This is a genomic window from Neisseria sp. HMSC15G01 (assembly GCF_001808255.1).
In the GTDB taxonomy this organism is placed as follows: domain Bacteria; phylum Pseudomonadota; class Gammaproteobacteria; order Burkholderiales; family Neisseriaceae; genus Neisseria; species Neisseria subflava_A.
This window is the reverse complement of record NZ_KV792692.1, coordinates 1-10,519: the sequence shown is the minus strand read 5'-3', so window position 1 is coordinate 10,519 and position 10,519 is coordinate 1. Positions and strand designations below refer to the sequence as shown.

Below are 10,519 nucleotides of genomic sequence, written 5' to 3'. Positions count from 1 at the left end.
TTTGGTCAAGAATCGTGCGGCTGTCGATTTTGCTGGACACTTGGAAGGCAATGCGTGTCGGAATATTAGCTTTAATCAGGCCGGTAATGACATCCACGCTTGGGCGTTGAGTGGCAAGAATCAAATGGATGCCGGCTGCACGTGCTTTTTGGGCGAGGCGGGCAATCAGTTCTTCAATTTTCTTACCGGCGGTCATCATCAGGTCGGCAAATTCATCTACGATGACTACGATAAACGGCAGTTTTTCCAATGGCTCAGGGTCTTCAGGCGTGAGGCTGAACGGGCTGCCGATTTTTTCGCCACGAGCGGCGGCTTCGGCAATTTTTTGGTTGAAGCCGGCAAGGTTGCGCACGCCCATAAAGCTCATCAGGCGGTAGCGTTTTTCCATTTCGTTGACGCACCAGTTCAGTGCGTTTGCGGCCAGCTTCATATCGGTTACGACAGGGGCGAGCAGGTGCGGAATGCCGTCGTAAATGCTTAATTCCAGCATTTTCGGGTCAATCATAATCATGCGCACGTCTTCAGGCGTTGCTTTGAAGAGCATGGACAGAATCATGGCATTCACACCCACGGATTTACCCGAACCGGTCGTACCGGCAACCAGCAGATGCGGCGCTTTGGCCAAGTCGGTGACGACAGGCTGGCCGGTGATGTCTTGGCCGAGTGCGAGGGTCAGTTTGGATTTGGACTCGGTAAATGCAGGCGAATTGAAGATTTCGCTCAGGCGGATCATTTGGCGTTTCGGATTAGGCAATTCCAAGCCCATGCAGGTTTTGCCTGGGATGGTTTCCACCACGCGGATGGAAGCCACGCCAAGCGAGCGCGCCAAGTCTTTTTCAAGGTTCAAAACGGCACTGCCGCGTACACCGACATCAGGCTCAATCTCATAACGCGTAATGACCGGGCCGGAATAGGAGTCCATCACTTTGACTTTAACTTTGAACTCGGCCAGTTTTTCTTCGATGGTAATGCTGTTTTCCAGCAACTGTTCTTCAGTTTGCGAGGCGCTTGGGTCAAACTGCGGCGGCAGAAGCAGAGCGGTAGTCGGCAGGTGTGCCTCGGTAAGTGTTGCCGAAGTTGGAATCGCTATGCTTTGCGTACTCTCTTGAACGCTTGGTTCTACGGTTTGCACAGGCGTTTCAACGACTGTCTGTGTATATTCAGACGGCCTTGCGATTGTTTCAACAGATTCAATGGGTTCAATGGTTTCAACCGTTTGAATAGCTTCTTCTTCCGGTTGTACAGGAGCTTCCGGCTCACCATCGAATTCCACTTCTTCGACAGCAGATTCGCTGATTAAATAATCGCGGATGCTGCGTTCAGGCTGATTGCTGACATGTGCATTGACTTGTGCATCAAAAATCGGTACTTGGATTTTATGTTCAAAAGTAGGCGGCTCGGGGATATCAATTGGCGCAATCGAGGTTTGGAAAACAGGCGGTTCGGGAATATCGGTTTTAGCCATAGGGACAACCGGAACGGCAGGGGGCTCAACTACGGTTGCGTTTGGTGCGGCAGGTCGGGAGATATAAGGGGATTTTTTAACAGGCGCAGCCGGTTTCGGACGGGACAGTGTTGCTGGTGCGGCAGGTCGTGGTGCAACAGCTTCCGTGGCAGCTTGTTTACGCGCCCATCTTTCGGCGGCCGCTTCGGTATGGCGAACTTGACGGCGCAGGCTGGCAGGACGGCTGATTTGTCCCAAGTTGGCCAGAATTTCGTCATTTTCGATGGTGCGCGGAGAGTAGTCGCGCAATGGGGCGACGGCCGCAGCCAGTTTGTGGCGGGCAGCGGTGCGGCGGGCAAGATTGTCGTGAATATCTTCCGCTTGGATTTCAGAAGGGAATGCCTGCATGGAAGTATAGGGGAGGATGGCTTCTTTTTCGGCAGTTCTTAAGGCCGTCTGAACGGTTTCGATATGCGGCGCATTGGCTTCTGCCACGCGGACATTATTGGCGCGCGCCAAGGCACGCTCGCGTGTGCGGCGCAAGATAGGGTCGTTGTAGTCGATGATTTCCATGCCGGTCATCGGCAGGGATGAAGCGCGCAACAATGGGGTTTCAACTTCGTCTTTGTAAATCGGCGCATTTTTTTCGGCCAAATGCTCATTCCATTCCTCAACCGCAGCTTCATGCAGGGAACGAGTGGCTTCTTCTAATGTGATTTCTTCAAAATTGCTGTTTTGCACCAAAGACGGGCTGTATTCGGGCGTTTCCATCTGTGCAAACGGCGTGATTTTAGGCATACGTTCCGGTTTGGCAGATTTGCGGGTTTTAGGCGCAACTTTGATTTCTTCTTCGGTAGCTGCGATGTGTTCCGGCTCTTCGGCAAAAGGTTCTGCTGCGTGCTCTTCGTTTGTTTCGGCGCGTTGCATTTTATTGTGTTCGAGCGCGGAAAGCAGGCGGATGCGTGCGATTTTATGGTTGTCGGCAGTGCGCTTGTTCATGCTGAACAAACGTTTCAGGCTGTCCAGTTGGTCGGAAAAACCCGACCGAGCTGTCTTCTTCGTTTATTTCTTGTTCGTCGCCACTGAGTCGGGCCAATTCTTGGCGCCACTTTTGCTCTTGTTTCTGGCGCCACCAGAACAAGCCGGCTATGACAGCCAGCAGAATTAAAGCCAATATTGTCCAAAGCATGCGTCCATCCCCTTAATTAAACGGCAAAGTTCGTTATTCTAACGCTTTTTTCGGGTAAACAAAACCAGCCGAAACAAGCTTTAACGGCAAAGGCAAACAGGATTGTCAAAGCTATGGCTTGAGACGCGTATAATAGGCCGTCTGAACATTTTGCGGATGAGATGATGATTTTTCAAAACGGATGGTTTCCCGTTGGTGTCGTGATGGCGGCATGGCCTGTGTTGCTGGTGATTTTTGCTTTGTGTGCAAAGCAGGCATGGGTGTCGGTATCGCAGCATCGTTCCGCATTCTTGGTGGCTGCCGTGATGTTGCCGCTGGCTTGGAGTTTGAATGCCTCCCCGGAAAGCGGACAACTGGCCGGCATGAGCTATCATCTGCTTGCTTTAAACCTGACGGCTTTAATGCTGGGCACATCTGCCGCGTTCTGCCTTGGCGTTTTACTGTTTTTTCCATATTTGTGGCTTTGGGGCGATTGGCATATGTTCCCCATCAATGTCTTGTCCGTATTGCTTCCGCCTTTGTTGGTGAACTTGGGTTTCCGCCATTGGGTGTCGCGTTTGCCTGCCAATATCTTTATCTTTATTTTTCTGAATGGTTTTTGGGCCGCGGCGGTCGGTATGGTGTTTACCGGCGTGGTTTTGGTCGGTTTGTTGGACTGGGCGGATGTGTTTGATACGACGGTATTATGGAAAACCGCTTTTCCTGTTTTCTTCTTAATCGCTTGGGCAGAGGCATTTTTGAGCGGTATTTCAACAGCCATTTTTATTGCGCTCAAGCCGCAATGGATTTGTACTTTTGATGACGGCAGGTATTTGAAATCTGCGCCTAAGATTTGGCAATAAGATATGAAGGCATTCTTGTTTGGTTTCAGACGGCCTCATGACCGGATGGCCTGTTTTTGAATTGAATTTTTAACGTGTTATGTTTGCTTATATTTTTCCCATTGTTTGCGGTGCCGCTGTCGGGGCTGTATTGCGTTGGCTGTTTGGCTTGGTGCTGGTGTCTTCTACGCCTTTTTCTATTGGTACATTGGCGGCAAACTGGCTGGGCGCGCTGCTGATCGGCGTATTGGCAGAACTCTTAACCGATCCGCAATGGCGTTTGCTTTGGATTACCGGATTTCTCGGCAGCTTGACCACATTTTCAGGTTTTTCAGTGGAGATGGTGGGTTTGATGCAGGCGCAACGTTGGGGCATGGCTTTGATGGCAACCTGTCTGCATGTTTTCGGTTCGTTTGGTTTGACGGCGCTGGGGATCAAATTGGCGCAGATTTGGAAGTAAGCAAAAGTCACAGGGTGCAAAATTGCACCCTGTTATTTTTTATAGGTATTCAATCAATGCCAATAGGTAAACAGACGGTTTCTTGGCAATAGGTTTTGCCGGACTCGCTTAAATGCGCCGGTTTGTAGGCGGCAAAGGTGTAGGTCAGGTCTGCGCGGAATGTGTCGGGATCGGCTTCGGCGGTGTCGCAGTTGAGGCCGGTGGGAATATCGAGGGCGACTTTCAGGCCGTCTGAATGATTGAGTTGGCGGCAGAGGGCGGCGATTTCGGTTGGAAGGGCGCCGCTGAAGCCTGTGCCGAATATGCCTTCGATAATGATGTCGTAACCGTTTTTCAGACGGCCTTCCAGTTCTTGTGCGGATATCAATTCAATATGGGGCAAACCGTTGAGGCGTTCCCGATTGGTTTGAGCCAAGAGGGAGAGGTTTTCTCCGAGTGAAAACAGAATATCGATGTGCCAACCTTGCGCCTGCATATATCTTGCCATGACTAGGCCGTCGCCACCGTTGTTGCCTTTGCCGCAAACGATCAGGGCGCGTCCGGCTTGGGGATGACGCTGCATGAGGTCTCGGGCGGCAGAGCTGCCGGCGTTTTCCATCAGTTGGTCGAAGCTCGTGCCTTTATCGACGGCTGCTTGTTCGCGTTCGCGCATTTGGGCGGCGGTATAGACTTTCATGATCGGCTCTCTTTGCAGGAAGTTATTGGTCGGCGGTATTCATCAGGCGCAAGGCTTTCAGACGGCCTATTTCTTTTTGATATTCCACCAGCCCGATAAATGTGCCGTCTCGGCTGTATACACGGATGGGCTGATCGGTGGAAATGTTTTCGGTGAACTGGGGACGTTGGCCGTGTTTGAGCATGGTAACGGCGTAGTCGTTTAGCTCAAGTTTGGGGAAATGTTGCACCAAAACATCGCAAGGCAGCAGTAGGGCATTGCGTTCGGCTTCGTCCAATTCTGCCAAGGCTTCGAGCGTGTGGCTTTGGGCAATGGAAAAGCCTGCAGTTTCGGTACGGCGCAGGGCGGTCAGGTGGGCGAATGTGCCGATGTGTTTGGCGATATCTTCGCTGAGGGTGCGGATGTAAGTACCCTTGCTGCAACGTACGTCTATCACGGCTTTGGGTGCATTAAACTCAGTAATATCAATGGAGTAAATGGTAATGTCGCGCGCTTTGCGTTCGATAACGATGCCTTTGCGTGCGTATTCGTATAGCGGTTTGCCTTCGTGCTTGAGGGCGGAAAACATCGGCGGCACTTGGCGGATATCGCCCGTTAAGGCTTGGCAGGCCGTCTGAAATTCGGACAATGAAATATCGGCGCGTGCGGTGGCAACGATTTCGCCTTCGGCATCGCCTGTGCTGCTGGCTTCGCCCAGTTTCAGCGTGGCCGTATAGGCTTTGTCGGCATCAATCAGGTATTGGGCGAACTTGGTCGCTTCACCGAAGCAAACAGGCAAAAGCCCTGTGGCCAAAGGATCGAGTACGCCGGTATGTCCGGCTTTTTCGGCATGGAACAAGCGCCGCGCTTTTTGCAGGGCGGTGTTGCTGGAAAGGCCTTCAGGTTTGTCGAGGAGAAGAACGCCGTTGACCGGGCGTTTGGTGGGTTTATTGGTCATATTAATTAGGGAATATTAATGTTCAGGCCGTCTGAAAGGGTTCAGACGGCCTGTGTGTTTTAATCAATCAGTCTTCAACCGGTTTTTCCGCCGCCACTTGGTCGATCAGGCTGGAAATGCTCATGCCGCGTTCGAGTGATTCGTCGTATTTGAAGTGCAGCTCGGGCGTTTTGAAGAGTTTGATGCGTTTGGCCAATTCGCTGCGCAAATGGCCTTTGGCGTGTTCCAAAGCTTCTTCGGTAATGTCGCGTGTGCTGTCGTCGAGGACGGTGTAGAACACGGTTGCGTGGCTGTAATCGCGGGTGACTTCGACTTCGTTGATGGTGATGAAGCCTGCGCGCGGATCTTTCAGGCCGGTGCGGACGAGTTCGGCAAGTTCGCGCATGATTTGTTCTTTGACACGGTCTTGGCGGGCGTAGCCGCGTTGGGGTTTTCTCATGGTTTTCCTTAATGTATGGCAGGCTGTCGTTTTCAGACGGCCTGCAGTTTGGATTTTGAACAGCTGCCTATTATAACGGAGCGCGGTTTATTGTGCTTGAACCGAGAAAGGCATATCGATTTTTTGCCATTGTGCGCTTTCATAGTCCAACGCATCGGCGATGAGGGGGTGTTGCTCCAGCCATTGGGCATTGATGCGCAAGATGAAGCTGTGGTTGTTTTCATCGACGCGAAGCTGGGTTTGCGGCGGCAAATCAAGCGGCAGGCGCGAACGGCAGAAGAGGGCGGCCAGACGTAGGGACAATACGGCACACCACATGATTTCGTTGTTGCCAATAATGTCCGCCATTTTCTTGAGGTCACCGCGATGGCCGATAACCAGTTGCGCCAAAATGGTTTGCTCTTTGCGTGAGAAGCCCGGCATATCGGCGTTTTCGAGAATATAGGCGGAGTGTTTGTGATAACCGGTATGGGCAATATCCAAACCGATTTCATGCAGACGGCCTGCGCGGCTGAGGTATTGGTTCCACAGGGCAAGCTCTTGAACGGTTACGTTTTTGGCGTGGCACAGGCTGTTCATGAAGGCTTGCGCGGTATCGGCAACGCGTTTGGCTTGGTTGAGGCTGACGTGGTAGCGTTTTTGGAACTCTGCCGTTGTCTGTTCGCGCATGTCGACATTGAGGCTGCGGCCGATTAAGTCGTAGAATACGCCGTCGCGGAGGGCGGCTTCGGTAACGGTCATTTTGGTCAGCGAGAGTTCTTCAAAAGCGGCCATCATCACGGCCAATCCGCCCGCAAAAACTTCGACACGTTCGGGTTTGAGGTTTTCAAATTTGGCTTTTTTAACCGAACCCGCTTCGATAATCCTATCGGCAAGATAACGCATACCTTGGGCAGTAATGTCGGCTTCTTGCGGCAATTCGGCTGCCAAAACGTCGCGTATGGATTTTGCCGAACCGGACGTGCCGATGGCGAAATCCCAACCGGTACGCTTCATCATTTTGCTGATGCGTTGGATTTCAATACGCGCGGCGGAAACGGCGGCTTGGAAATCTTTGGCGGTCACTTTGTTTTGGAAGAAGCGCATGCTGTACGTTACGCAGCCCAAAGGCAGGCTTTCTGTGGTCAGCGGTTGCAAATCCGAGCCAATGACAAATTCGGTCGAGCCGCCGCCAATGTCGATAACCAGCATTTTGTCGCCTTTGGGCGGCAGGGTATGCACTACGCCGGTGTAAATCAGACGCGCTTCTTCACGGCCGGCGATCACTTCGATGGGGAAACCCAACGCCGCTTCGGCACGAGGCAGGAATTGGGCGATGTTTTTGGCGACGCGGAAAGTATTGGTAGCCACCACGCGCACGTTTTCAGGTTGGAATCCGCGCAGGCGTTCGCCAAATTTTGCCAAGCATTCCAATGCTTGTTCTTGAGAGGCTTCGCTCAGGTTTTTTTGTTCGTCCAAGCCGGCGGCAAAGCGAACCATTTGTTTGAACGAGTCGATGACTTTCAGCTGGCCGTTGTTGTTTTCGCAAATTTGCAGGCGGAAACTGTTGGAACCCAAGTCGACGGAGGCTAAAACGTTGGCGGGAGTGGTGGTCATAAAAAATACCGCTTGATTAGAAAAACCTAAATGTTACTTGAGGCGGTATCACTTGACAATAAAAGGAATACAGCTCTTTGATTCTGCTCATAGATGTATTTTATAATGCTGATTTTAAGCCAATATATCAAAGGCCGTCTGAACTTTTCAGACGGCCTAAAAAGAGAAAATACATGAAATCGGAAAACCAAGATTCCTTATTTTTATCGCGCCGCCGTATGTTGCAAGTCGGCGGAGCCATGCTTTTGACGCCTACGACCGCATGGGCGGGGGCGCAACGTGAAGAAACGCTGGCCGATGATGTGGCTTCCGTGATGCGCAGTTCGATTAATAGTGCCAGCCCTGCGCGGCTGGTGTTTGCCGATTCGAGGGAAGGGGAACGTTGGTTGGCGGCGATGTCTTCCCGATTGGCACGCTTTATTCCCGATGAGGGCGAGCGCCGCCGTTTGTTGGTCAATATTCAATACGAAAGCAGTCGCGCCGGACTCAATACTCAAGTGATTCTGGGTTTGATTGAAGTGGAAAGCGCGTTTCGCCAATATGCCATCAGCGGAGTGGGCGCGCGCGGTTTGATGCAGGTGATGCCGTTTTGGAAAAACTATATCGGCAATCCGTCGCACAATCTTTTCGATATCCGCACCAATCTGCGCTATGGCTGCACCATTCTGCGCCATTACAACAATATCGAAAAAGGCAATGTTGTCCGCGCTTTGGCAAGGTTTAACGGCAGCTTGGGCAGTAATAAATATCCAAATGCCGTGTTAGGCGCGTGGCGAAATAGATGGCAGTGGGGTTGATTGGGGATAATGGGATAGGGCAGATGTTGCGTGATGTTGTTTTTTGTTGAAACCGTTTTATACCGATGAAGCAGGTTTGCGATAAACGGCTTGCGATTTGACCCCATGCAATTCCTTTGAATCCTGTATAATCAGAAAATCTGTTAATTCACACTTTCAGACGGCCTTTCGCAAACTTAAGGCCGTCTGAAACATTATTTATGGCAAGAGATAACCGCATTCAAATGTTTCCGCACGAGTGGCGTGCCAGTACCACACTTTCCGGCGTTTACGCACTGCGTATGTTGGGGATGTTTTTGGTGTTGCCTGTTTTGGCGATGTATGCCGCTTCGTTGCCCGGCGCAGAAAATAATAAAGCATTGGTCGGTATGGCGATGGGTATTTACGGGCTGACACAGGCTTTGCTGCAGCTGCCTTTGGGCATGGCTTCCGACAAGTTCGGCCGTAAAAAAGTGATTTATGCCGGCCTGATTGTGTTTGCGGCGGGTAGTTTTTTGGCCGCAGTTGCCGACAGCCTGCAGATGTTGGTTGCCGCTCGTGCCATTCAAGGCGCAGGTGCCGTCAGTGCGGCGGTAACGGCTTTGCTGGCGGATTTGACCCGTAACGAAGTGCGGACGCGTGCGATGGCGATGATCGGCCTGAGTATCGGCTTGACCTTTTCCGTCAGCCTGGTGCTTGCCCCGATGATTGCCAGCTTTATCGGCGTATCTGGCCTGTTTGCGCTGACCGGTATTCTGACTGTAATCAGTATCGGCGTGGTTGCCTGGATGACGCCTGATCCGGAAGTGTCAAAAATGCACGAAGACACGCAGGCGCAGCCTTCGCGTATGGGCGAGGTATTGAAAAACCGCCAACTGCTCAATCTCGACTTCGGTATTTTTGCCTTGCATGCGGCACAAATGGCTTTATTTACAGCATTGCCGTTTGCCATGACGCAGTTGGGTTTGGAAAAAATCCATCACTGGCAAGTCTATCTGCCGTCAACCATTACCGGCCTGATTATTATGGTGCCGCTGATTATCGTTGGTGAAACGCGCAACAAACTCAAACAAGTGTTTATCCTTGGTATCATCTGCATTGCCGCGGCTCAAATTGGTCTGCTGTTTGGAATGCACTCGGTATGGTTGATTACCGCTTATCTGATTGTTTATTTTATTGGTTTCAATGTATTGGAAGCCAGCCTGCCGTCTATGGTATCGAAAATCGCACCGTCTGATTTGAAAGGTACGGCGATGGGCGTATATAACACCATGCAGTCGGTCGGCTTGTTTGTCGGCGGCGCAACCGGTGGTTTATTGTTCCAAAAATACGGTTTTGTAGGCGTATTTGCCTTTTGTAGCGTATTGATGTTGCTGTGGCTGGTATTGGCAGTCATTTCGCCGGCACCTAAACCTGTCAAAAACCTCAGCTATCCGCTTAACGCCGAATGGCAACAAAATCCGGATTTGCTCTACCAAAAATTGACCGAAATTGAAGGCGTTGAAAGCATCAGCTTTAGCGCAGACAAGCAAACCATTTATATCAAGGCCTTGCAAAAAGGATTCGACCAAGAGGCCGCCGAAAAAATTATCACAGGAGTGTAAAATGTCATTGAATAAAGTTATCCTCATCGGCCGCCTAGGCCGCGACCCAGAAGTCCGCTATATGCCCAACGGCGAAGCCGTCTGTAACTTCAGCGTTGCCACCAGCGAAACTTGGAACGACCGCAACGGCCAACGCGTAGAACGTACCGAATGGCACAACATCACCATGTACCGCAAACTCGCCGAAATCGCCGGTCAATACCTGCGTAAAGGCAGCCAAGTGTATCTGGAAGGCCGTATCCAAAGCCGTAAATACCAAGGCAAAGACGGCATCGAGCGCACTGCTTACGACATCATCGCCAACGAAATGAAAATGCTTGGCGGTCGCAACGACAACAGCGGCGGCGCACCATACGATGACGGCTACAACCAAGGCGGTCATGCAAGCCAAAGCAGCTACCAACAAGCGCCACAACAGCAATACCAATCTGCTCCGGCTCAAGAACCCCCAGCCGCCCCAGCCCGTCGTCCTGCTCCGGCACAACCGACTGCTCCGGTTGATGATATCGACGACGATATTCCATTCTAATCATTGAGCAATACAAAAGGCCGTCTGAAAAATATACTTTCAGACGGC

General features: G+C 51.5%; 10 protein-coding genes. 5 read left to right on the top strand and 5 right to left on the bottom strand.

Annotation, left to right across the window (positions count from 1 at the left end; translation table 11 throughout):
• Positions 1 to 2,443, bottom strand: a 2,443-nt coding sequence (locus tag HMPREF3139_RS08535) for a DNA translocase FtsK (RefSeq protein WP_283127016.1), incomplete at its 3' end; no start/stop codon positions are given.
• Positions 2,444 to 2,797: 354 nt separating this feature from the next.
• Here HMPREF3139_RS08535 and HMPREF3139_RS08530 point away from each other — a divergent pair.
• Together HMPREF3139_RS08530 and HMPREF3139_RS08525 are read left to right on the top strand one after the other, a co-directional pair.
• Positions 2,798 to 3,475: an energy-coupling factor ABC transporter permease gene (locus HMPREF3139_RS08530; protein ID WP_070461593.1), complete on the top strand. Its 678-nt coding sequence runs from the start codon at positions 2,798 to 2,800 to the stop codon at positions 3,473 to 3,475.
• A gap of 79 nt (positions 3,476 to 3,554) precedes the next feature.
• On the top strand, positions 3,555 to 3,914 hold the full coding sequence (locus HMPREF3139_RS08525) for a CrcB family protein (RefSeq protein ID WP_070461592.1): 360 nt from the start codon (positions 3,555 to 3,557) through the stop codon (positions 3,912 to 3,914).
• A 49-nt stretch (positions 3,915 to 3,963) separates the two neighbouring features.
• Here HMPREF3139_RS08525 and HMPREF3139_RS08520 read toward each other — a convergent pair whose 3' ends face one another.
• The 4 genes from HMPREF3139_RS08520 to ppx form a co-directional block, all read right to left on the bottom strand.
• Positions 3,964 to 4,590, bottom strand: a complete 627-nt coding sequence (locus HMPREF3139_RS08520; protein WP_070461591.1) for an NAD(P)H-hydrate epimerase — start codon at positions 4,588 to 4,590, stop codon at positions 3,964 to 3,966.
• A gap of 22 nt (positions 4,591 to 4,612) precedes the next feature.
• Entirely contained in the window at positions 4,613 to 5,527 is a 915-nt protein-coding gene (gene truB, locus HMPREF3139_RS08515) for a tRNA pseudouridine(55) synthase TruB (protein WP_070461590.1), read from the bottom strand.
• 67 nt (positions 5,528 to 5,594) lie between these two features.
• Positions 5,595 to 5,966: a 30S ribosome-binding factor RbfA gene (gene rbfA / locus HMPREF3139_RS08510; RefSeq protein WP_003685554.1), complete on the bottom strand. Its 372-nt coding sequence runs from the start codon at positions 5,964 to 5,966 to the stop codon at positions 5,595 to 5,597.
• 87 nt (positions 5,967 to 6,053) lie between these two features.
• Positions 6,054 to 7,562, bottom strand: coding sequence for an exopolyphosphatase (gene ppx, locus HMPREF3139_RS08505; RefSeq protein WP_070461589.1), 1,509 nt, complete (start codon positions 7,560 to 7,562; stop codon positions 6,054 to 6,056).
• Between the two features lie 173 nt (positions 7,563 to 7,735).
• Between ppx and HMPREF3139_RS08500 the strand changes: the two genes are divergently transcribed.
• From HMPREF3139_RS08500 to HMPREF3139_RS08490, 3 genes are all read left to right on the top strand, one after another.
• Positions 7,736 to 8,359, top strand: coding sequence for a lytic transglycosylase domain-containing protein (locus tag HMPREF3139_RS08500; RefSeq protein ID WP_070461588.1), 624 nt, complete (start codon positions 7,736 to 7,738; stop codon positions 8,357 to 8,359).
• Positions 8,360 to 8,559: 200 nt separating this feature from the next.
• The gene (locus HMPREF3139_RS08495; protein ID WP_070461587.1) at positions 8,560 to 9,942 is read left to right on the top strand and encodes an MFS transporter; all 1,383 of its coding nucleotides are present in this window, start codon (positions 8,560 to 8,562) and stop codon (positions 9,940 to 9,942) included.
• A gap of 1 nt (position 9,943) precedes the next feature.
• On the top strand, positions 9,944 to 10,471 hold the full coding sequence (locus HMPREF3139_RS08490; protein WP_070461586.1) for a single-stranded DNA-binding protein: 528 nt from the start codon (positions 9,944 to 9,946) through the stop codon (positions 10,469 to 10,471).
• Positions 10,472 to 10,519: the final 48 nt, after the last annotated feature.

What these genes read in the sequence shown, in the direction of transcription:
- HMPREF3139_RS08520 (WP_070461591.1), bottom strand. Translation starts at nt 4,590, where the DNA reads ATGAAAGTCTATACCGCCGCCCAAATGCGCGAACGCGAACAAGCAGCC.
- HMPREF3139_RS08500 (WP_070461588.1), top strand. Translation starts at nt 7,736, where the DNA reads ATGAAATCGGAAAACCAAGATTCCTTATTTTTATCGCGCCGCCGTATG.
- HMPREF3139_RS08525 (WP_070461592.1), top strand. Translation starts at nt 3,555, where the DNA reads ATGTTTGCTTATATTTTTCCCATTGTTTGCGGTGCCGCTGTCGGGGCT.
- HMPREF3139_RS08490 (WP_070461586.1), top strand. Translation starts at nt 9,944, where the DNA reads ATGTCATTGAATAAAGTTATCCTCATCGGCCGCCTAGGCCGCGACCCA.
- HMPREF3139_RS08530 (WP_070461593.1), top strand. Translation starts at nt 2,798, where the DNA reads ATGATTTTTCAAAACGGATGGTTTCCCGTTGGTGTCGTGATGGCGGCA.
- HMPREF3139_RS08495 (WP_070461587.1), top strand. Translation starts at nt 8,560, where the DNA reads ATGGCAAGAGATAACCGCATTCAAATGTTTCCGCACGAGTGGCGTGCC.
- rbfA (WP_003685554.1), bottom strand. Translation starts at nt 5,966, where the DNA reads ATGAGAAAACCCCAACGCGGCTACGCCCGCCAAGACCGTGTCAAAGAA.
- ppx (WP_070461589.1), bottom strand. Translation starts at nt 7,562, where the DNA reads ATGACCACCACTCCCGCCAACGTTTTAGCCTCCGTCGACTTGGGTTCC.
- truB (WP_070461590.1), bottom strand. Translation starts at nt 5,527, where the DNA reads ATGACCAATAAACCCACCAAACGCCCGGTCAACGGCGTTCTTCTCCTC.